Source organism: Ruminococcus sp. Marseille-P328 (assembly GCF_964249465.1).
GTDB classification, from domain to species: Bacteria; Bacillota; Clostridia; order Lachnospirales; family Lachnospiraceae; genus Blautia_A; species Blautia_A faecis.
This window is the reverse complement of the sequence record NZ_CAXUBQ010000001.1, coordinates 259640-281770: the sequence shown is the minus strand read 5'-3', so window position 1 is coordinate 281770 and position 22131 is coordinate 259640. Positions and strand designations below refer to the sequence as shown.

Genomic DNA, 22131 nt, shown 5'->3' with positions numbered 1-22131 from the left:
CGACCAGAGCGTGTTTGAAAAATGATTCCAGCACATTTTGCAGAATATTTATTTCAAACATGCTCCAGGGAAATAAAGTTATACCAGAAAAATAAAGGGAGTAAAAAAATGAAGAAAAAAGTTTTATTACAGGTAATGGGGGCCGTTCTGGTGGCTGGTTTAATGGCTGGTTGTGGTGGCACAAATGATACAAAGAAAGAAGAGAATACCAAGACAGAAGCTGCCGCAGACAAGGCTGATGCTAAGGAAGAGACTGACAGCACAGAAGCAGAAGATACAAGTGAAGATTCTGCAAGTACTGATTCCGCTGAAGAAGACAGCGCAGAGGCAGATGATACGGCTGCAGAAGCAGAGAGTACAGGTGAGGATTCTGCAAGTAGTGATTCAACAGAAGCAGACAGTGCAGAGGTGGCCGACAGCAAGGAGACAGAAGCAGCAGGCAGTTCTGCTGGTACAGCAGCCAAGACTGCAAACAGCGATGCATACGGCGAGGTTGTTTCCGCAGCAGGATGGAATATTACAGTAGAAGATGTGGAGATCAATTCCTCTCTTGAGAATGTAAGTGTAGAACTTGGCTATACAGGTGTGGAGACAAGCGACTACAAGAAGGAAGCTGACGCAGGTAAGACCTTCTGTATGATTAAGCTGAAGATCGAGAAAGACGGCAGCAAGGAGACTTTGGACTGGGCGAATCTGAAGCTGACTGACAGTGAAGGAAATGAATACAGCAGAATGGATGATGAGTTCATTACAGAGCTTGGTATGACACGTATGGCAGGAACCACTTTGAATTTCGGTTCCAACGAGGGCTGGATCGCATTTGAGATTGACGAGAATGCAGAAGGTCTGGAGCTTAGCTATCCATTTGAGGCAGAGGAATATCACTGCGCATTATAAGGATGATAAAAAATGCAAACAATCCGTCGTTGCCATGACGGTGGTATGAAAATGCGGATTTTGTATTAGATCGTGTTTGAGAAATCATAAAATTGCACAGGAGGCTGGCATGAAGAATAAAAGATATCGGGAACTGGCTGCAATACTTGTAATGATGACAATGACAGCGGGTTCTATTACTACAGTTGCAGCAGAAACAGAAACTGCAGCAGAGGAAGAAACTGCAGCAGAGACAGAAACAGATGAGACGGAAACAGAAACTGCCGAGGGTGCAGAGAATGCAGATTCCGAGGCAGCAGAAGCAGCAGATACCCAGTCCCAGGCGACAGCCTTGGAAGTAACTGACCGGTTTGCACAGCAGACTGCTGTTGATGAAGCACTCCTTCAGGAGGCGTCTAACGGCTACAGCCTTGATGAGGCGCTGATTGTAGTCAATCCATATGGAATGTCCCCTTTAAGTGCAGTTGCCGTTTTTTCCACAGAGGAAGCCTGCGGCGGAACTGTTACTGTGAAAGGGAAATCCGCAGAGAACGATGTGACGGGGACTTTTGAGGAGGCAACGGAGCATATCGTCCCGATTTATGGTCTTTACAACAATGATACCACAGAGGTTGTAATCACTCTGGATGATGGAACTTCGGCTACCTTTGAAGTAACAACAGAAGATATAGGTGTTGATTACGGTACAATCCAGACAGAGATGAAAAGCGAGGCAAGTTACGATTATTCGAACCTGACTTTTGTCTGCTCCACTATGGGAACCCTGTATGGAGTAGATGCGGCCGGAGATATTAGATTCTTTACCAATATTGGCGGAACTCTCGGAGTTCACCAGCTGGAGAATGGGCATCTTCTCATGCCTGCATCCTATGTGCTGAAGAGCAGCTATTATAAAGAAGGAATGATCGAAGTCGACCTTCTGGGAAAAATTTACCGCGAATACATGATTCCTGGTGGCCAGCATCACGATTTCGTGGAGCTTCCGGATGGCAATCTCCTGGTGGCTTCTGACAGCCCGGACTTAAGCACAGTTGAGGACTACGTGGTAGAAATTGACCGCGAGACCGGTGCTGTTGTATGGGAGCTTGACATGAAAGATCTCATCAGCCAGGAAGATGGACAGTCTGCTTCTATGGATTCAGACGGAAGTGAGGAAGCTGACTGGTTCCATAATAATGGTCTTGCCTATGATGCAGAGAATGATCTGGTTCTTCTTTCTGCAAGACACAAAGATGCCATTGTAGCAGTAAATAAAGAGGACAAATCCCTGGCATGGATCCTTGGAGATCCTACAGGCTGGGATGGTGTGGATCCGTCTTACTTCTTTACTCCGGAAGGAGAAGATTTCGAATGGTTCTATGCACAGCATAATGTTTCCATTCTGGATAATGGAGATATTGCTCTTTTTGACAATGGTACTGCCAAGGTAAAACGTGTGGATGGCGATAACCGTGTAAGTGGTGATAACGTATATTCCCGTGCGGTTGTTTATCAGATTGATACAGAGAACATGACCGTTTCCCAGGTAACTGAGTATGGTAAAGAGCGAGGCGCCGACTGGTATTCGGACTGGATTTCAGGTGTGGCTTCCCTGGATGGAACACAGGATCATCTGTGGATCACAGCTGGCTCCCACCTGCATAGCGATGAAGAAAACCGCAGTGATTATTACCCGAAAGATATGTTTGTACAGGGACTGACCAAGACCACACATATTGATCAGGTAGATAATGGAGAGCTGAGCTTTGAGCTGACGATCTCCGGTGACACTTATAATGCGCTGACCTATCGTTCTTTCCGCATGCCTCTTTATACAGAAGGAAAATATGATCCATCAGCAGTTCCGGAGGTGCTTGGTTCTCTTGGAGAGACAAGTTATGAGGAAAGCAGCATTGATGTGAGCACTGCAGAGGCTTTGCCAGATGGCTGGAATTTCCTGCTGGATGGAAGCAAGATCAGTGTGAACGGAAGCTTCCTGACCCAGACCGCAGCAGCAGATCTGCAGGCTGGAAAGCTGATCCTGATAAGCGGTGAGTCCCAGAGAGCTTATCAGCTGACCCAGACTCCTTCTGAAGGAGATGACGGAACAAATGTTACAGTTAAGGGCTGGACGGCAGTTGACGGGCTGGAAGGTCAGGAATGGAATATTTACCTGGAACTGGACGGTGTTCTTTATAATACGGGATATATGTACAGTCAGGCATAAGTATATAATTTGTCAAAATGGGTTCAAGAGCCTTGAACCCATTTTGACGTTACAGGCTTTGCAGTCTGTACGGACGTAACGACAAAATTTGAGGAGCTTACAGTATGAAAAAATGGAGCAAAAAGAAAAAAATCACCATTCTGCTTCTGTTTCTGGTGCTGCTTGTATTGTTTGCAGGCCTTTGCTGGAAAAAGCGGCGAGGAATTTATAATACTTACATGAAACTTACCAATCAGGAAATTCCCTATTCTGTAAAAGAAAAACGGAAGAAAAAATATGGCTATTACGGTCAGAAGCTGAATGTTACCATGGATGTGGATAACACGATTTCCATTCAGGAAGACGATGATTCCGCGAATGATATCCAGACAGAAATCCCTCAGACGAAAACACTGGTGGCGACCTCCTATGAGATTGACCAGCAGCTGCAGGCAGAGCAGGAAAATGGATATACATGGGATGATCCTATGGTTATTCTCAACCCATATCAGATTTCCCCATTAACTGCAGTAGTACTTTTTGACACAGAAGAAGAGTACGGAGTGCGCTTTACGGTGAAGGGAAAAACTGCAGCAGCGGACATCAGCGGAGAGATAGATGCGGCCAGTTCACACAGAGTGCCCATCATCGGTCTTTATCCGGGAGAGGATAATACAGTAGTACTGGAACTTCTGGATGATTCCGGCAGAGTGAAGGATTCCCAGGAAATCACCATTACAACAGAAGCTTTGCCGGAGTCTCTTACGGATGTGATCGAACCTGTGGAGACCAGTGGAGAATCTGCATATGATCTGATCATGGTTTACGGACAGAGCACTCATCTTCCTTTTGCATACGATTGCATGGGAGATATTCGCTGGTATATGAACAAAGAAACAGGAAATTATGGTCTTTACATGCTTTCCAACTGCAGAATGATCTGGCAGGATACTGCCGGATATGTTCCGAACCTGGAGAAGCCCCAGTCTACCAATCTTTATGAGATGGATTATCTGGGAAGAGCTTACAACATGTATTATCTTTCCGGGGGAAGTCATCATGAGGTAATTGAGAAGGAGCCAGGCGGAAATCTTCTGGTGCTTACAAGCTCCATGCAGAGCCATTGTGAAGATAAAGTTGAGGAAATCGACCGGCAGACAGGTGCGGTGGTAAATGAGCTGAAACTTCAGGATATTATTAAATGTAAATACGAGAATCTGGTTGACTGGGCTCATATTAATACGGTTTCCTATCAGCCGGAGACAGATACTATTCTGCTCAGCGTCCGCAATCTGGAATCTGTGATCAAGGTAAACTGGACAACCAAGGAAATCCAGTGGATTCTTTGCGATCCAAGATTCTGGGAAGGCACAGACTATGAAAAATATGTGCTGAAAGCAGATGGCGATTTCATTTATCAGTTCCAGCAGCATACAGCATATCAGATTGATACAGATCTGGATGGCGATGACCAGACTATAGAAATCACTATGTTTGATAACCATTTCCTGTGGAGAAGGAAGAAAGACATCGACTATTATGACAAGACAGAGGAATCCTACCTGCTGGTATATTCTGTAAATGAAGCAGAAGGTACTGTGAAGCAGATTAAGAAGATTCCTACGGTATGGTCCAAGATCACATCCGCAGCGATTTATGAGGCTGACAGCAATCATTTCTTCGGAATGTGCGGTCATGCGGCAAATGTAGAAAACGGCTGGAAGGGAATGACCTACGAGTTTGACTATGATACAGAGAAGGTTCTGAATCAGTACTGTCTTAAGAAAACCTTTTACCGTGCAGAGGAAATGCGGATTGATTACAACGATCTTGCAAGTCCTATGGAGCTGGATGAAAATTATATCAAAGGAGAATTGTGGCAGCCAGTGAAGACCTGGAAATGGCTGTGGAACAAGAAGCCGGACCAGGTGCTTCCGGCAGATACCCTGACATATAACATCACAGGAAAAGTGCTCTATATAGGCACTTATGATCATCAGATCTCCCAGATCATTTTCAAAGGGGAGAAGAACACTTATGTTTATGATACAACAGAGGTCCGTCTGCATATGGACACCTATCTGGATTTCTACGAAAACATTCCGGTGCCGCTTCAGGGAATGAATGCAGATAATTATGAAATCTATGTTATGTATCAGGATGGATTTTATGATACACAGCAGACCTTTGCAATCAATTAAAAAGGTGATATTGCAAAGTCAGTGAATAGTAATGGTATTAAGCCCGGATTCAGCTGCTGAAGCTGAATCCGGGAAAAATATACCGCAAAGCAGGGTGCGCGGATTGAGGGAATGATTTTTCAAACACGCTCTGGACGCGGAATAAAAAAATGCTGCAAAATCATTTTTGCAATGATTTTGCAGCATTTTCTATGACTGGGAAAAACTTTTGCGGTATGCCGCCGGGCTGTAGCTCAGAGTTTTTTTGAAAACAGAGCAGAAGTAATTGCTGGAAGAAAAGCCCAGCTGGTAAGCAATGTCTGTAATGGAATCATCTGTGGTCTTCAGAAGCATCTGTGCCCGGTCCATTTTCTGGAGGGTAATGTATTCAGCGGGAGTAATTCCCAGTTCCTCTTTAAATTTGGCTTTAAAACGGGAAAGAGAATAGTTGGATGCCTGGGCAAGTTCCTGAAGAGTAATGGGACTTTCAATATTCTGCTCAATGTATTTCAGTGCATGTCCGATGTCACTGTTCAGCTGTTCATTGATCTCTTCCTGGGCTGGAACTGCAGTCAGGTAGTTCAGGCTGGCAAGTACACAGGTCAGATACTGGACACCGGCAATGGAGTCGGCTTCTGTTCCGTAAGAAATCAGGTTAAAGGCAGTGCGCAGCATGGAAATCTGGGAACTGCCTACATGATACAGGTGCTGATCCATATTCAAAAGCCGATGGCACAAAATATTGCTGTAATGCTGGTTCAGCCCAAGGAAATTATCGTGCTCCTTCAGATCCAGCTGCATTGCAAAAAATTCGCAGCGGTTCTGGGCAATACGTCCTGTAGTGTGAAGCTCATAAGGTCTGGTGATAAAAAGGTTATTTCCGGTAGCACAGTAACTGGTGCGGACACCGCCTTTCATAACGTAAGTCTTGCGCTGGCCTTTCACCATAAAATGAAGCTCAATGATATCAGAGTGATAATGCAGAGGAACCGGAACGCCAGGTGCCATAGGTGTAAAATGAGAAAGATTTCTAAGCCCCGGGATCTTATGTTTATCTGCTGTCAATATTTTTTTATGTTCGTTCCATGTGTAATCGTCAAATATTTCCTGTTCCATTCAAGCCGCCTCTTCTTATGTCAGTGAATTATTGTGTTGCAGTCTGTTTTACTACTGTTCACTGGTAACGTTCCGCGAAGTGTGTTACTGTGAACGAAGTGAACCGTAACTCTGCTCTGTTTACCGCACTATGCTGTGCTATTTTGTATTCTTTTTTGTACAAAGTTATAAAATAGTACTAAATATTTTGCTGAAAGCAATTTTAAATTATTTATATTATACTATAGTCACAGTTGAAAAGCAATTGCGCGGTTGCAGTGGATAGTAAATGTTGTTGTTCATTCCGTTCATAAAAACACATCGCGGAACGTTACCGGTGAACAGTAACAAGTAAACATCAAGAGGGAGAAGAGCATGAAAAAAACAATTGCAGGCGGCGTATGGCCGGTTATGATTACACCTTTTACAGAGGACAACAAGATCGACTATGATGCAGTCCTTCGAATCATTGAGTGGTATGACAAGAACGGTGTTGACGGAATTTTCGCAGTATGCCAGTCAAGCGAAATGTTTGAGCTGAGCCCACAGGAGAGAGTGGAGCTTGCAAAATTTATTATCAACAATACACCAAAGCATATGGGAGTTATCGCTTCCGGACATTGCGCTGAGAAGGTAGAGGATCAGATCCGCGAAGCTCAGACTGTAATTGATGCCGGTGTAGATGCATATGTTTTCATTTCCAATCAGTTTGCAAAAGAGAACGAGAGCGAGGATGTAGCCAAGAAAAATATCGAATATCTTCTGGATCACATTGATGGAGATATGTTCGGTGTTTATGAGTGCCCGGCACCATACAAGAGACTTCTTTCGCCAGAGCTTCTGAAATGGTGTGCAGAGACTGAGAAATTTGCATTCCTGAAAGACACCTGCTGTGATCTTGATCAGCTGGAAGCAAAATGCAAAGCAGTTGAAGGCACCGGATTAAAGATCTTTAATGCAAATGCAGCAACACTTCTTCGCAGCATGGAAATGGGATGTGCAGGATACTCAGGAGTTATGGCAAACTTCCATCCGGATCTTTATGTATGGCTTTGCAAGAACTATAAAGAGCAGCCGGAGAAAGCACAGGAGCTTATGAACTTCCTTGGTGCTGCTTCCATGGTTGAGTGCCAGGTATATCCGGTAAACAGCAAATACCATATGAATCTGGTAGGTGTGCCGATGACACTTCAGTCAAGAAGACAGGATTATAAGCTTCTTACAGGAAGCAAGAAATTAGAAATTGAAGAGTTCTGTGCGATCACAGAGACCTTCCGCAAGAGCTTTTTTGGAAAGTAATCAGAGATAACTGCCGGAACGGTGGGGACCGTGAGGCAGATGCGAAAGGTATTGAAAGGGCCGGGGATAAAGGTTACTTCTTGTCAGAAGGGCAGGAAGGCCGGCTGAAAGGTATTTCTTAAGATTTGTAATTGGGGTTACAAATATACGTGAAAAAAGGGAAACAAAAACACATAGTGTGTAAAAATCAGGAGGATGAGAGAATGAAAAAAAGATTAATGGCAGCAGTATTATCAACAGCTATGGCAGCAACAATGCTGTTAACAGGAAGCATCAGTGTACAGGCAGCAGATGCTGCAGCAGCAAATGACCCGGCAGTAGAGCTGATCTTTACATCAGTATCTGTAAGCGGTGACTCCCATACAGAGGCTATGTATGAGTTTGCAGATAAAGTAGAGGAATTATCCGGTGGTTCCGTAACATGTAAATGCTACGACAACGGTTCTCTGTTCTCTTCTGAGAACGAGTTCGATGCTCTTCTTAACGGAGATGCAGATCTGGCATATATTTCCTTCCCGACAATTGCAACACAGATTCCGTCCTACAGCATGTTTGCTTCCGGATATCTGTTCAGCTCTTATGAGCATATGACAAGCGTTCTCAACGGTGACATCGGACTTAACAAGATCCGTCCACAGATTGAAGAGACACTGAACATCAAACCTCTTTCCAGCTTCTATCTTGGAAGCCGTGTAATCAACACAAGAGAGAAAGAGATCAACAGCTACGATGACATGAACGGATTACTTCTCCGTATGCCGAACTCCGAAGCATGGCTGTTCCTTGGTGAGGCACTTGGTGCAAACCCGACACCACTTTCCTTCAGTGAGCTGTATACTGCACTTCAGACTGGCGCTGTAGATGCACAGGATAACCCGCTTCCAAGTATCGAGAGTGCAAAATTCTATGAAGTAACAAAATACATCGCAATCACAAACCACGTTGTTGACTCCATCATGCCATGTATCAACGGTGACACATGGAACAGCATGACAGAGGCTCAGCAGGAAGCTGTTACTGAGGCTATGGAATATGCAAGAGACGTAAACGATACAGCAAGACTTGACAGAGAAGCTGAGCTGATCAAATTCTTTGAGGAGCAGGGACTTACTGTTACATATCCTGACATCAACGAGTTTAAAGAAAAAGTTCAGGCTAAGTACATGGAAAACGAAGATATGATCAAAGACTGGGATATGGATCTTTACAACGAAATCCAGGCTATGGCTGATACAACAACCGCAGAAGAGTAAACTGAATTGTCGTGACAACAGGCAAGACATAGTGATTAACTATGAATTGACAGCAAAACTTGAGACATCTGTCTGACTTATAACAAAGAAAAGTCCCAGGCTGTGTGTACGGCCTGGGCTTTTTATTAAAGAACAGATTTTTGGCCTGTCTGCACAGGTGATACATTTTGCAGTAGTGTCTGTAAAATGGAACAAACCAATGGCAGAAAAGTGAATCTGAGAGGAGAGGAAACTGTGGATAATTTCAAAAAGATCGGGAAAAAGATCGTCGATTTCCTTGGCGTTTTTATCCCAAACATTACGTTTTTGGTAATTTTCCTTACCTTTATGGTAACGATCGTATCCAGATATTTTTTCAAAACTCCTGTAACATGGAGTTATGAGGTATCTGTTCTGGGTTACATGTGGACCATGTTCTTCGGCGTTGGTAAGGCAATGGAGGCTGATGAACACGTAGTATTTGGTCTAGTTTACGATGCTGTAAAACCTCGTACCCAGTTTATTTTTAAAGTAGTTTACAATACATTTCTTTTAATCCTGCTGGTAATCTGTTTTGTACCGTGTTTCCAGTCCATGGTTGGAAAGAAAATGGTGACAGGAGTTCTGAAGCTTCCATATACAGTTGTTTTTGCACCATTTATGTATATGCTGGCTGAGATCATTGTCAGAACCTGTATCAATATCAGAAATGCATTTAAAGAATACAAGGAAGGAGGAAAAGAATCATGAGTATGCCGATTATTATGTTGTTTGTGGTTATGGCTATCTGCTTCATAATCCGTATGCCTGTTTCTTTCTCCATGCTTGCAGCTTCTATTACATATTTTCTGCTTGCAGCTCCGGACAAACTGGGCCAGGTATTTACCGTTATCACTGGTAACATGTTTGCAAACTATACCATGCTTGCAGCGCCGCTGTTTATTTTCATGGCAAACGTGCTGAATGAAGGTGAGGTAACAGACAAGCTGTTCTCTTTCTGTAATGGTCTTCTTGGAAGATTAAAAGGTGGTACAGCACAGGTTAACGTATTTATTTCCCTTATTTTCTCCGGCATGACCGGTTCTGCTATCGCAGATGCTTCCGGCATTGGTCTGATGGAGATCGACCAGATGAAAAAAGAGGGTTACGATGCAGAGTTCAGCTGTGCTATCACAGCCGCTTCCGCAACTGTAGGACCGATTTTCCCACCAAGTATTCCGATGGTTATTTACGCTATGTTATCTGGCGCTTCCATTGGTAAGCTGTTCATGGGCGGTATGGTTCCTGGCGTTTTACTTGCCATTCTTCTTATGATCTATGTTGCGTTTATTTCTCATAAGAGAAATTATCCGGCTGGTGTGGTCATGAGTAAGAGAGAGTTCCTGAAGGCTACCGTGCAGGCTCTTCCGGCGCTGTTTACAGTTGTAATCCTTCTTGGCGGAATTTATTCCGGTATCTGTACTCCTACAGAGGCTGGTGCTGTTGCTTCTGCATACGCACTGATCATCTCAGCACTGATTTACAAAACACTGGGATGGAAAAAGCTTTGGGGTATCATCAAGAAATCCGCTGCAAACACAGCTACACTGGCTCTCCTTTGCGGAACTTCCATGCTGTTCTCTTACATCATCTCTCTGGAGCAGGTTCCGAGAGTTGTTGCAAGCCTGGTTATGGGAATCACAGATAACAAATACATTTTCCTGTTTATCGTAAACATCGTATTCCTGCTTCTTGGCTGTGTACTTGATGTAAGTACTATCCAGCTGGTATTCGTACCAATGGTTCTTCCGTTGGTACAGGCTATGGGTATTGACCTTGTTCATTTCGGCGTTGTAATCTGCCTGAACATGATGATCGGTCTTTCCACACCGCCATTTGGTATGCTGTTGTTTATTGTTTCGGGACTTGGAAAAACGAAGATCAAGGGTGTCATACGGGAGATTTTGCCGATGGTACTTATTATGATCGGGCTGTTGTTCCTGGTTACTTATGTACCGGATATTATTATGTTTATACCTAACAACTTCATGTAAAATATGAACTTGGGTAGTTGGAAAAGGGACTGTTTTGCAGTCCCTTTTGTTGTATCGGGAGGCGCGGTTACCCGGACGCACTTTCGCAGCTGATATTCCACGCGGGGCGGTGCAACACTGCGGCGAGCTAACTGTTAACTACGACTAAATCGTTCAGGAGAGCCTTCACGATTAAGTCTTCGTAAGCAGTGGATCTCGCCTCCGTTAAGGGCGCACCTGGAAATGCCCCGCTTAGGAATATCAGTTGCGAAAACGCTGTGTATTGGTAACGAATGGATACAATAAAAGCGACGGTGCTGGTGATGATGGAATAGGGAATTTAGAACAATAATGTAATGTGGGACTATAAGAGGAGGACATGAGGATGGGCACATTGGATGAGGTAAAGGGATTGATTAAGAATCCGCCGAAGGAGTATCGGAGTGCTCCTTTCTGGGGGTGGAATGACAGGCTTCAGAGGGAGAATCTGGGAGAGCAGATAGAGGGATTTAAGAAGGCGGGAATGGGGGGATTTTTTATTCATTCCCGTGAAGGGCTGGAGACGGAGTATCTTTCCACAGAGTGGATGGAGGATGTGAAGTTCTGTGTGGATAAAGCCCGGGAAAATGACCTGGAGCTGTGGATATATGATGAGGATAAATGGCCGTCGGGGGCTGCGGGAGGTATGGTCAGCAAGGTAAATCCAGCGGAGTTTACGGCCAGGGCGCTGACGATGGAGTGCGGGAAAGCAGGAGAGCTGGCGGTGCCGGCGAAGCTAAGTACCGAGGAAGAAAGGATAGTTACTGAGGACTCGGATTCGTTAATGTGCGGCGGGAATCGAAGCGTGGACGAAAATTCCATGTCCGGTAGGAACGGCGGTGAAGGTTTGGCAGTGGAAGAAACTATGGAGACAGAGTTTCTTCAAGGTATTTATGTGATTCAGACAGAAGCGGACGGCAGATTTATTAAGAGGATGAAAGAATATCCGACTTATGAGGAAGCTGCTGGAGCTTGCGGTGTTGATGAAGAGATTCTGCTTCTGCGTCAGGAGATTTCTGGTAAGAGCGAGTGGTACAATGGCTTGATGCCGCCGGATAATCTGAATCCGGAGAGCGTGAAGACATTTTTGAAGTTGACACATGAGCATTATGAGGAAGTGTTTGGCGGAAGTTTTCCAAAAGAGGTGAAAGGATTTTTCACAGATGAGCCTAACTGCTGTGATTTCTTCAGTGTTTTCCATGAAGGCAGACCGTGGATTCCGTGGAGTATTGGATTTACAGAGTATTTTATTGAAAAGAGAGGGTATGATCCGCAGGAGAAGCTGCCTTATCTGTTTTTCGATGGGGAAGGGGCGGAGAAGATCCGTCATGATTATTGGAAGACAGTGGCGCAGCGTTTCGAAGAAAGCTATATGAAGCAGGTTTATGAGTGGTGTGATAAACGAGGGCTTCGTACTACGGGACATATTTTATATGAGAACGACCTGGGCTATCAGACACGTGTGTGCGGCGCGGCTATGCCTCAGCTTCGTTATCTGCATAATCCGGGCATTGATCTTCTGGGGGCGCAGACAGATGAGTATCTGACTGTGAAGCAGTGTGCAAGTGTGGCGCATCAGTATGACCGCTCCATGACGATCAGTGAGGCTTATGGCTGCACTGGCTGGGAGCTGGATTTTTCCACTCAGAAATGGTTGGGAGACTGGCAGTTCGCGCTTGGAATTACGAGACGTTGTCAGCATCTTGCACTGTATTCCATTACTGGATGCAGAAAGCGGGACTATCCACCGGTTTTCAACTATCAGAATACCTGGTGGGATGACAATGATAAGATGGAGAATTATTTTGGTCGTCTGGCGCTGTGTCTTTCCCAGGGGGAGCCGGTGCGAAAGGTGTTGATGATCCATCCGATTTCCAGCATCTGGACCGAGTGCCGCAGTGACCGGGCGGAGGATTTCAATCATCTGGAAATGAATATGGGATGGCTGGATGAGCATATTACTTCTTTAAATCGAAAAGGTGAGTATTATAACCGGATCGCAAAAGCGCTGACTGCAGGGCATGTGGATTTTGATTTTGGAGATGAGATCTTGTTGGAGCAGGATGGAAAAGTGGAAAATGGGCTGTTTGTGGCAGGAAAGTGCAGCTATCAGGTGGTTGTAGTTCCGGGAGTGAGCAATCTGTTTGCAAACACGGTGAAGCTGCTGAAGGAATTTCTTGCAGCTGGTGGAACGGTGATCTGGCTGAAGCCGTATCCGGTGATGATTGAAGGAGAACGGATCGGTAGTAAGCAGATCTGCGTTGCTAAGAGATGGGATAAAAAAATAGACAGTGAAGATGTAAATGAAGAGAAATCTGACAGCAGGAAAGTGTGTGGAAAATATGGTGATATCCGGGATGTTTTAGATGAGGAAGCATTTGTCCATACGGTTGAGCATGAATGGGAGCTGACGGAAGCTGTGGCGAAATGCACCGGAAAAGATTTTACTGTGCGAAATGCCAGCGGCGCAGAGGATGGCGAGATTCTTTCCATGCTGAGAAAGACAGAAGATGGACATATTCTTTTCCTGACAAATCACGATCGGAACAATGCACATCAGGTTTACATAAAACTAGACTGTGGAGACGCTGTGGAAGAGCTTGACCCGCTGACAGGGGAAGTTCGTGAGGTGGAAACTGTTGCGGATGGAGAGGGCGTTTGCTTTACCAGGACATTCGAGACGGGGATGAGCCGAATTTATTTTGTGAAGAAAATAATGAGGGCCGGTCAGATTATTAAAGAGAAATATAGTGTTGAAAACAAATGTGGAGTTGTGGAAGACACTACTGCTGTGGACTTGGCGGCTGTTTCTGATGGCGTAAATGCGGTGCATGAAATGACAGTGAGCAAAGCTGCCACATTCCCATACAGACATCCGCATTACACAGATCCCGTATTGGCTACATTTGGTCCGGACGCGAAATTAAGAAGAACTATGGAGAATGTGCTGACGATAGATAAATGTACTTATGAGCTGGGGACTGCTTCAGCAAATAAAATTTGTGACGGAAATGCTATGGTGGAAGATAAAGATCTCGACGCAATTGTAGAGCAGGTATCAGAATTCAGACATGGCAGCGGACTGTCAGAAGCAGGAAGCGTCTATGAGTCCGCAGAGATGGAAATCTGGCAGGCGCAGAAGGAAATTCGTGAGAAATTGCGCATGCAGCAGGTTTATTATAACGGTGCACCTCAGCGATATACCTGGGTGGATCAGCCACATCCGGCAGATGGAACACCATTTGCCATGCATTTCCGGTTTAATGTTGCAGAAGGCATTTCCAGTGAATGCAGTTTTGTGATTGAGAAGCCTTATGACCTGGAAGTTTACTTCGATGGCGTGAAATGTGCGCAGACCGGCAAGTGGTTTATTGACAAAGACATGCGTTGCTTCGGACTTCCTGCTTTGAGTAAAGGGGTGCATCGGATTACCATAAAAGGTAGCTACGACCAAAAGCGGGAACTGGAAGACGTATTCGTAATTGGAAATTTCGCCGTAGATATGTCCGGCAATATTTCTAGGGAAAAAGAAATTCTGCATACTGGCGACTGGAGTATGCAAGGTTATGTAAACTATCCGGGAGGAATGATTTATCAGTACAAGGTACCGAGGCTAATCTCCGATAAGCAGGTTCTTCTTCATTTGGGTGAGTGGAGAGGTACCCTTCTGAAAGTCAGAGTAAATGGCAAGGAAGCTGGTTTTCATTTCGAAAAGAAGAACTGTGTCACAGATGTAACTGGTCTTTTCGAAAAAGAAGAGAACACTCTGGAAATCGAGGTTTCCGGAAGCCCAAGAAACATGTTCGGTCCATTCCACCAGTCCTACACCGGCTGCAGCCGGATCAGCTGGGCTGATTTCCGCACCGAGGGAATGTTCCATACGGATGGGAAGGTGTTGGAGCCTTACGGTATGATGGGGCAGAGTTATATTTGTGAGTATGAAGAGCAGTAGGTGAGAGATATGCTTTAGTAACAATATTGCTATTTAGTGTGTTGAAAGTTGTTCAAGGCGGACGCATTCGGACAATGGTGATTGCTCACTCGCCGGCGCAACGCTCCAGCGAACTAACTGCTAACTGCGACTAAATCGTTCAGGAGAGCCTTCACGATTAAGTCTCCGTAAGCAGTGGATTTCGCCTACGCTAAAACCGCGCCTGAAATGGCTCGCTAGAGCAATCACCATTGCCCGAATGCTGTGTACTGGCTGGGACTTATTTGTACATAGGAACTTTCAACAGGGGGGAGGGTGAGTGACTGTCTTCCCTACACTTTCTTGGCAACGATAGATTGGCAAAAAACAATAAAGTTGCGGGATACCAACTACTTCACCCCACCCCCGTTGTTGTCGTTACTGTTTCTTTCTTCCTTTTCCAGTAACCAGCGATTTTGCAATGTATATTCGCAAGCCGCGCATTTCAGGAGCGGTTTTAGTGGAGGCGAGATCCATGACTTACGGAGACTTAGGCGCGAAGGCTTTCCTGAGCGTCTTAGTCGCAGTTAGTCATTAGCTTGCCGGAACGTTGCGACGCGCGGCGGTGAATATACATTGTGAAATCGCGTCCGGGATAACGACCAACACACTAAATAGTAAATAAAATAACAGGAGGAATTATCATGATTGCAGATTACGCAGACAAACTGAATACATATGAGGAATTTAAAGGCTACGCTGACATGGTTCAGCAGTTTATCAAAAAACAGAAAGAGGAGAACCTTCCAGAAGGCAGATATGACCTGGAAAACGGCATTTTTGCATTGGTTCAGAAATATACCACTAAGCCCCTGGACGGTGCACAGATGGAATCCCATAAGAAATACTGTGACCTTCAATACATTGTAGAAGGCACTGAGAAAATCTACTGGGCATCTCTTCGCAAGCTTACCATAGAGGATGACCGCACCCCGGAAGCTGACATTATTTTCTATAAAAGTGGTCCGGAGCAGGGATACACTCTTCTGGAGGCTGGAATGTTCGGCTTCTACGCTCCTGAAGACGGACATATGCCCTGCATCGTCGTAACTGAACCACAGCCAGCAACGAAGATTGTGTTTAAGATTCCGGTGAAAGGCTGACATTCGGGCATAATACATAAAAATTGAAATATAGTAGGAATCCCCTTGGATAGATAAAAGTGAACTTGTTAAAATCTATTTAAGGGGATTTTATTAACATAAATTAGAAAGTAAATCATGAAATGGGAACAAAAAGTGAATAATTCTTGATTCAATTGACTAAAATATAATGAAATGTTATGATGAAGCTACAGGCAGAATGGAGGGAAGATATGGACAATTCGATTGTGCGGTTAACTGGAATAAAGTTAAAGAATTTTAAAAATGTTAAGTATGGAGAACTGGATTTTTGTAATCGCAGGAAAGAGTACAATGCCAGCATCTTAGGCTTATATGGACAAAATGGGTCTGGGAAGACTGCGTTGATTGAGGCCTTGCAAATATTAAAATATCTTCTTTGCGGAAAAGAGATTCCAGAAGATTTTTGGGATTGTATTAATGTAGATGCAGAACAGGCAGAACTTCAATTCATTTTTGATGTACGTATTCCTAAATATAGCGAGAAATATGAGGCATATTATGAATTTAAGATGAAAAAAGAAGTAACGGAGTATGCGTATAATTGGAATGAGAAAAAAAATGATGAGCAAAAGACACGGTTGGTTATATATGATGAAATTCTTAGTTACTCTTATGCCGATAAAAGAGTTAAGGTAAGAAAAGGTCCCTTGATAGATACATGCACAGAATCCGTTTTTGTACCTGTTTCTAAGTATGAATGTCTTATTGGAAAAGATAAAGATATAATGACAGATTTGATTGTTGCAAAAAAGTTTGCATACAAAACTTCCAGATCTTTTATTTTTTCACCTGAATTATTGAACGCAAATAGAAAACAACAGTTTGATATGGAGAAGCAAGATGGTGAATTAAGTCTTGAATTTGTCAGACACAGGGTGCTGCTAATAAGATTAGCTTTATATGGAAATTCGGAACTATTTGTGATTGATACAGCTAATACAGGATTAATTAGTATGAATGCTCTTCCGTTAATCTTTAAATATGAAGATGAAGAAAACGAGTCTGTAGGATTGTTTACTTTACCATTGGATGGCCCTGCAATTGTAGAAAAGGGGAAAGCTGATGTTGTTTATAAAATTGTTAACAACATGAACATTGTTCTGCAACAGATTGTTCCCGGTCTTACCATCAGCTTAAAAGATTTGGGGACTCAGGTCATGGATGACGGAAAGATAGGAAATCGCGTTCAGCTGATGTCCCATAAAAATAGCAAAGAAATCCCGTTAAAAAATGAGTCCGATGGCATTAAGAAAATTATTTCTATTCTTCAATTGTTGATTGTTGTGTATAATAATCCGTCAATTACAGTTGCAATTGATGAATTGGATTCCGGTATCTTTGAATATCTTCTCGGAGAGCTTTTAAGAATAATTTCTGAAAAAGGAAAAGGGCAGTTGATTTTCACATCCCATAATCTACGACCACTGGAGACCATTGACAGAGGGTTTATTGCATTTACAACAACGAATCCTGAGATGCGTTACATTAGAATGTCAAAAGTGAAGGACAACAATAACCTTCGCGATTTTTACTTCAGGGATATAGTTCTGGGAGAACAGAACGAGGAACTTTATGAGCCTACTAACAATGCAGAAATTGCATTTGCATTCAGAGAGGCTGGTGAAGTAAGTGGCACGTAAAAAAATTATATATGTAATCGTGGAAGGTCCGTCTGATGATGAGGCTCTGGGAGTTATTTTAAACCGTTTGTATGATAAGAATGCTGTATATGTGGAAATTACCCATGGCGATATTACTTCGAGAAATGGCATTGTCGCGGGAAATATTGCATCCAAAATTGGAGATATGATACGCGGGTATGCAAATGCAAACCACTATAAAGCTGGTGATTTTCAAGAAGTGGTACATCTTATTGATATGGATGGAGCATTTATTCCGAATTCATTGGTAGTACAGGATGAAAACGCGGTGAAACCTTTTTATACAGAAAATGAAATTAAGTCAGCACAGCCAGACCAGATTCTTTTGCGAAATGCAAGAAAAAGTGAAAATATAAATCGCATTTGCCTAATGGGAAAAGTATGGGGATCGGTTCCTTATCGAGCTTATTATATGTCTGCAAATCTGGATCATGTACTGTATGATAAATTAAACAGTTCGGATAAAGATAAGGAAAATGATGCATTTTTATTTGCAAAAAGGTATAAAGATCGTCTGGATGAATTTCTTCAGTTTATAGCGGATTCGGAATTTTCTGTAGTTGGGGATTTCAAGGACTCCTGGGAATTTATAAAAGAGGGAAAGCATTCTTTGGAGAGGCATACGAATCTGGGGATTTGTTTTAAAGAAATAAGAGAAGAGAGAATGGCCAATTCTTGTGATTCAGATTGACAAGCTCTTAATAAAGCGTATACTATAGCGTGTTAAGACACATAGTAGGAGGAAAGAGCTATGAAAAACAACAATAGTATCAAAACCGTAGTTGCTATCGGTATCGGTGCTGCACTGTTCTTTGTACTGGGACGTTTTGTGGCGATCCCTAGTCCGGTCCCGAACACAAACATCAGTCTTCAGTACGCAGTACTTGGACTTCTTGCAGCAATGTATGGTCCGGTTGCAGGCGGACTCATTGGTTTCATCGGACATACACTGATCGACCTGTCCTGGGGTGGAAGCCCATGGTGGAGCTGGGTTATCACATCTGCATTTGTAGGTGTTGTGATCGGTCTGTTCGCCAAGAAGCTTCAGGTTCAGGAAGGCGATTTCGGAAAAGGCAAAGTTGCCGTTTTCACAGTTGCAAACGTGATCGCACATGTTGTAGGATGGGTAGTTGTTGCACCTGTACTTGACATTGTAATCTATGCTGAACCGGCAAACAAAGTATTCGCACAGGGCGCATTCGCTGCTGTTTCAAACACCATCACAGGTGTTGTAGTCGGCGGTCTTCTGATTCTGGCTTATACAAAAACAATTGCAAAGAAAGGTTCTCTGGATCAGGAATAAGCTGAAAGGGAAATTTGTAAAAGACCTTGCTATGGGGAAACTTGTGGCAGGGTCTTTTTTGATGCATAATTTTATTGGATCCCAAAAGTAAATTTCGCAAGATTTATGCAAAATAAGATAAACTTTGGTAAGAAATTTTATTGTGGATTTAAGAAATTCGTGTTATCCTTTTGAGATGGTGTAAGGTGTACACTTATAGAGATGCAAATTGTTAAGTGGTTCTGAAGCGGTCACATTATTTACAAATTGACGATGGATTCGCTTCAGGATATTTGATTTTGAGGTACTATATGACAGAGAAAAAATCTCCTATTATTTCTTTCAAAAACTTTTCTTTCCAGTACCGGGCACAGAAAAAGCCTACGCTGAAGGAAATTAATCTGGATATTTATCCCGGCGAGCGGGTGTTGATCGCAGGTCCTTCCGGCTGTGGAAAAAGTACTCTGGCAGGCTGCATCAATGGCCTGAATCCTTTTTCCAATCCAGGAGAATGCAGCGGGGAACTTATTGTGGATGGTGTGGATGCGCCGAAGAGCAGTATTTTCCAGCTCTCTGCATATGTAGGCACAGTGCTGCAGGATCCGGATGGTCAGTTTATCGGGCTGACAGTTGGTGAGGATATTGCCTTTGCATTGGAGAACAGCTGCATGCCGCAGGATGAAATGCATGAGATTACCCGTCACGCGGCAGAGCTGGTCGGAATTCAGGATCATCTGGATTTTGCACCCCACGAGCTTTCCGGCGGGCAGAAGCAGCGCGTCAGCCTGGCGGGGGTAATGGTAGATCAGGTGAAAATTCTGTTGTTCGACGAGCCATTGGCCAATCTGGATCCGGCTACAGGTAAGCAGACTATTGAGCTGATCGATGAGATTCAGGAAAAAACAGATACTACGGTGGTGATCATTGAGCATCGTCTGGAGGATGTTTTGTGGCGAGATGTAGACCGTATTGTTCTTATGGGCGATGGGAAAATTCTGGCAGATCTTCACCCGGATGAGCTTTTGTCCACCAGACTTCTGGAAGAAAACGGAATCCGGGAGCCTCTTTATCTTACTGCACTGCGTTATGCAGGCGTGGAACTTGCTCCTGCGAAGAAACCGGCACATGTTGATTCTGTTGTGATAGATGAGGCAGACCGGAAGAAAATGACAGACTGGTTCTGGTCCCGTCCGGCAGCAGAGGCAGAGAAAGAACATGAGCCGCTGCTTGAAGTAAGAAATCTTACCTTTGGTTATGAGAGAGGCAGGCAGACTTTACGTGATGTTTCTCTTACAATTCACAAGGGCGAAATGGTCAGCATTGTGGGGAAAAACGGTGCCGGAAAATCTACTTTTTCCAAACTGGTCTGCGGCTTTGAGACACCAGATTCCGGTGAAATCCTTTTCCAGGGAAGGGATCTTCTGCAGGAAAATATCCGCCACAGAGCCAAACATATCGGCTATGTGATGCAGAATCCCAATCAGATGATTTCCAAGACCATGATTTTTGATGAGGTGGCACTGAGCCTTCGCAATATGGGAAAAAGCGAGGAAGAGATTCGGGAAAAAGTGGAGGAAACTTTGAAAGTCTGCGGACTTTTCCCATTTCGGAACTGGCCGGTATCGGCGCTTAGCTTCGGGCAGAAGAAGCGTGTGACCATTGCCAGTGTGCTGGTGCAGGATCCGGAACTGATCATTCTGGATGAGCCAACTGCGGGACAGGATTTTCACCATTATACAGAGATTATGGAGTTCCTTCGCGGGCTGAATGAAAAAGGGGTAACAGTTGTGATGATTACTCATGATATGCATTTGATGCTGGAATATACGCCCCGGGCACTGGTTTTTGCAGATGGCAGGCTGATCGCGGATAGAAGCGCGGCAGCAGTTCTTTGTGATCCACAGCTGATCCGTCAGGCGGCACTGAAGGAGACAAGCCTTTTTACCCTGGCGAACCAGCTGGGAATCAGTCCGGCTGAAGAGTTTGTGCAGCGTTTTATTGAGGAGGACAGGGAGGTGCGAAGCCATGGCCGCTAAGACAGTGTTGAATTATCTGCCAAGGGAAAGTGTGATACACAAGCTGACAGGTACCACCAAACTGGCGTTTTTCCTGCTTTTTACTTTTGCAAGTATGATCACTTATAATACGTGGGTGTTGCTTGGGTTGTTTGCGGTGAGCCTGGCAGCGTTTAAGCTGAGTAAGATTAAGTTCCGCGAAGTGCGGTTTATGATGATTTTTATGCTGGTATTTCTGGTGTTGAATAATTTGTTTATTTTTCTGTTTGACCCAAATCAGGGAACCACATTGTACGGAACCAGACATGTGCTTTGCCACCTGTTCTGGCGGTATGATCTGACCGCAGAGCAGCTGTTTTATATGGTGAATATTTCTCTGAAATATTTTGTTGCGCTGCCGGTTGCGATCTTGTTTATTTCTGCAACGAACCCAAGTGAGTTTGCTGCCAGTTTGAACAGTATTGGGATTTCCTATAAGGTGGGTTATTCTGTTGCAATTGCCCTTCGTTATATTCCTGATATTCAGCGTGACTACCACAGCATTAGCCAGGCTCAGCAGGCCAGGGGCGTAGAGCTTGGAAAAAACGAGCACTTTTTTGCCCGGCTGAAGAATTCGGTGAATATTCTTCTGCCGCTGATCCTCACCAGCCTGAATCGGATTGACACTATTTCCAATGCGATGGAACTGCGTGGGTTTGGAAAGGATAAGAAGAGAACGTGGTATATGAAGAGACCTTTTGAGAAAAGGGACTTTGTGGCAATTGGAGTTGGGATGGTACTGCTTGTGGTCAGCATGACGGTGACGATACGGTGGGGGAGATTTTATAATCCGTTTGTGTGAGAAAAGGGAATATGATAAGAGAGATACATGGCTGTGCGAGAGGGCTCGCATGGCCATTTTTTCGATAACCATAGATTAAAAAAGAGACGAGCACCCCGCTTGGGCAATAGCTGTACGGTAACAAACCCGCCTCTCATCATATATACTAAAACAATACAACAAATTTTGTAAGTCAAAATTTGAATTGTTGAAAAAGGATACAAGATGAGAAGTAAAAGTTTATGATTCCTTCTTGTATTCTGAATTTGTGCGTGTTACTATGAACTTGTAGATATCTTTTGATCTGTGAAGCGTTTCCT

At 44.0% G+C, this 22131-nt stretch carries 16 protein-coding genes; 15 read left to right on the top strand and 1 reads right to left on the bottom strand.

The features are described from left to right. Positions 1 to 108: 108 nt before the first annotated feature. The 4 genes from ACESTK_RS01265 to ACESTK_RS01250 all read left to right on the top strand — a co-directional run bounded on the left by ACESTK_RS01265 (position 109) and on the right by ACESTK_RS01250 (position 5478). Positions 109 to 897 (top strand): DUF4352 domain-containing protein, encoded by a 789-nt coding sequence (locus ACESTK_RS01265; protein ID WP_173718001.1) that lies wholly within the window; start codon positions 109 to 111, stop codon positions 895 to 897. A 109-nt stretch (positions 898 to 1006) separates the two neighbouring features. Then, a complete protein-coding gene (locus ACESTK_RS01260; RefSeq protein ID WP_373118254.1) occupies positions 1007 to 3103 on the top strand; it encodes an aryl-sulfate sulfotransferase in 2097 nt (698 codons plus the stop codon). 104 nt (positions 3104 to 3207) lie between these two features. After that, the gene (locus ACESTK_RS01255) at positions 3208 to 5283 is read left to right on the top strand and encodes an aryl-sulfate sulfotransferase (RefSeq protein WP_173770572.1); all 2076 of its coding nucleotides are present in this window, start codon (positions 3208 to 3210) and stop codon (positions 5281 to 5283) included. Between the two features lie 66 nt (positions 5284 to 5349). Further along, entirely contained in the window at positions 5350 to 5478 is a 129-nt protein-coding gene (locus ACESTK_RS01250; protein ID WP_373118358.1) for a DUF6783 domain-containing protein, read from the top strand. Here the strand turns inward: ACESTK_RS01250 and ACESTK_RS01245 are convergent. Then, positions 5473 to 6378 (bottom strand): AraC family transcriptional regulator, encoded by a 906-nt coding sequence (locus ACESTK_RS01245; RefSeq protein WP_195408846.1) that lies wholly within the window; start codon positions 6376 to 6378, stop codon positions 5473 to 5475. The genes ACESTK_RS01250 and ACESTK_RS01245 overlap by 6 nt on opposite strands. A 354-nt stretch (positions 6379 to 6732) precedes the next feature. Here ACESTK_RS01245 and ACESTK_RS01240 point away from each other — a divergent pair, with 354 nt between their 5' ends. From ACESTK_RS01240 to ACESTK_RS01190, 11 genes are all read left to right on the top strand, one after another. Further along, positions 6733 to 7656 (top strand): dihydrodipicolinate synthase family protein, encoded by a 924-nt coding sequence (locus tag ACESTK_RS01240; RefSeq protein WP_173718005.1) that lies wholly within the window; start codon positions 6733 to 6735, stop codon positions 7654 to 7656. 203 nt (positions 7657 to 7859) lie between these two features. After that, a complete protein-coding gene (locus ACESTK_RS01235; protein ID WP_118577897.1) occupies positions 7860 to 8909 on the top strand; it encodes a sialic acid TRAP transporter substrate-binding protein SiaP in 1050 nt (349 codons plus the stop codon). A gap of 234 nt (positions 8910 to 9143) precedes the next feature. Further along, on the top strand, positions 9144 to 9638 hold the full coding sequence (locus tag ACESTK_RS01230; RefSeq protein WP_173735351.1) for a TRAP transporter small permease: 495 nt from the start codon (positions 9144 to 9146) through the stop codon (positions 9636 to 9638). Then, positions 9635 to 10921, top strand: a complete 1287-nt coding sequence (locus tag ACESTK_RS01225) for a TRAP transporter large permease (protein ID WP_173717181.1) — start codon at positions 9635 to 9637, stop codon at positions 10919 to 10921. Before ACESTK_RS01230 ends, ACESTK_RS01225 begins: the two co-directional genes overlap by 4 nt. 364 nt (positions 10922 to 11285) lie before the next feature. Next, positions 11286 to 14891 (top strand): glycosyl hydrolase, encoded by a 3606-nt coding sequence (locus tag ACESTK_RS01220; protein ID WP_226841034.1) that lies wholly within the window; start codon positions 11286 to 11288, stop codon positions 14889 to 14891. 662 nt (positions 14892 to 15553) lie between these two features. Then, entirely contained in the window at positions 15554 to 16012 is a 459-nt protein-coding gene (locus ACESTK_RS01215) for a YhcH/YjgK/YiaL family protein (RefSeq protein WP_173716765.1), read from the top strand. Between the two features lie 212 nt (positions 16013 to 16224). Then, complete coding sequence (locus tag ACESTK_RS01210) at positions 16225 to 17673, top strand: AAA family ATPase (RefSeq protein WP_173716766.1); 1449 nt, start codon at positions 16225 to 16227, stop codon at positions 17671 to 17673. Beyond that, positions 17663 to 18385 carry a hypothetical protein gene (locus ACESTK_RS01205; protein WP_173716767.1) on the top strand — a complete coding sequence of 241 codons (723 nt, stop codon included), beginning with the start codon at positions 17663 to 17665 and terminating at the stop codon, positions 18383 to 18385. Before ACESTK_RS01210 ends, ACESTK_RS01205 begins: the two co-directional genes overlap by 11 nt. A 60-nt stretch (positions 18386 to 18445) precedes the next feature. After that, positions 18446 to 18997: an ECF-type riboflavin transporter substrate-binding protein gene (locus ACESTK_RS01200; RefSeq protein ID WP_148461353.1), complete on the top strand. Its 552-nt coding sequence runs from the start codon at positions 18446 to 18448 to the stop codon at positions 18995 to 18997. 290 nt (positions 18998 to 19287) lie between these two features. Beyond that, complete coding sequence (locus ACESTK_RS01195; RefSeq protein WP_294424167.1) at positions 19288 to 21012, top strand: ABC transporter ATP-binding protein; 1725 nt, start codon at positions 19288 to 19290, stop codon at positions 21010 to 21012. After that, the gene (locus tag ACESTK_RS01190; RefSeq protein ID WP_226815163.1) at positions 21002 to 21832 is read left to right on the top strand and encodes an energy-coupling factor transporter transmembrane protein EcfT; all 831 of its coding nucleotides are present in this window, start codon (positions 21002 to 21004) and stop codon (positions 21830 to 21832) included. The genes ACESTK_RS01195 and ACESTK_RS01190 overlap by 11 nt, the downstream gene beginning before the upstream one ends. Positions 21833 to 22131 lie beyond the last annotated feature (299 nt).

Excerpts from the sequence above, each read along its gene's own strand:
- ACESTK_RS01265 (WP_173718001.1), top strand. The coding sequence starts at position 109 with ATGAAGAAAAAAGTTTTATTACAGGTAATGGGGGCCGTTCTGGTGGCT.
- ACESTK_RS01260 (WP_373118254.1), top strand. The coding sequence starts at position 1,007 with ATGAAGAATAAAAGATATCGGGAACTGGCTGCAATACTTGTAATGATG.
- ACESTK_RS01255 (WP_173770572.1), top strand. The coding sequence starts at position 3,208 with ATGAAAAAATGGAGCAAAAAGAAAAAAATCACCATTCTGCTTCTGTTT.
- ACESTK_RS01245 (WP_195408846.1), bottom strand. The coding sequence starts at position 6,378 with ATGGAACAGGAAATATTTGACGATTACACATGGAACGAACATAAAAAA.
- ACESTK_RS01240 (WP_173718005.1), top strand. The coding sequence starts at position 6,733 with ATGAAAAAAACAATTGCAGGCGGCGTATGGCCGGTTATGATTACACCT.
- ACESTK_RS01235 (WP_118577897.1), top strand. The coding sequence starts at position 7,860 with ATGAAAAAAAGATTAATGGCAGCAGTATTATCAACAGCTATGGCAGCA.
- ACESTK_RS01225 (WP_173717181.1), top strand. The coding sequence starts at position 9,635 with ATGAGTATGCCGATTATTATGTTGTTTGTGGTTATGGCTATCTGCTTC.
- ACESTK_RS01220 (WP_226841034.1), top strand. The coding sequence starts at position 11,286 with ATGGGCACATTGGATGAGGTAAAGGGATTGATTAAGAATCCGCCGAAG.
- ACESTK_RS01215 (WP_173716765.1), top strand. The coding sequence starts at position 15,554 with ATGATTGCAGATTACGCAGACAAACTGAATACATATGAGGAATTTAAA.
- ACESTK_RS01210 (WP_173716766.1), top strand. The coding sequence starts at position 16,225 with ATGGACAATTCGATTGTGCGGTTAACTGGAATAAAGTTAAAGAATTTT.
- ACESTK_RS01200 (WP_148461353.1), top strand. The coding sequence starts at position 18,446 with ATGAAAAACAACAATAGTATCAAAACCGTAGTTGCTATCGGTATCGGT.
- ACESTK_RS01195 (WP_294424167.1), top strand. The coding sequence starts at position 19,288 with ATGACAGAGAAAAAATCTCCTATTATTTCTTTCAAAAACTTTTCTTTC.
- ACESTK_RS01190 (WP_226815163.1), top strand. The coding sequence starts at position 21,002 with ATGGCCGCTAAGACAGTGTTGAATTATCTGCCAAGGGAAAGTGTGATA.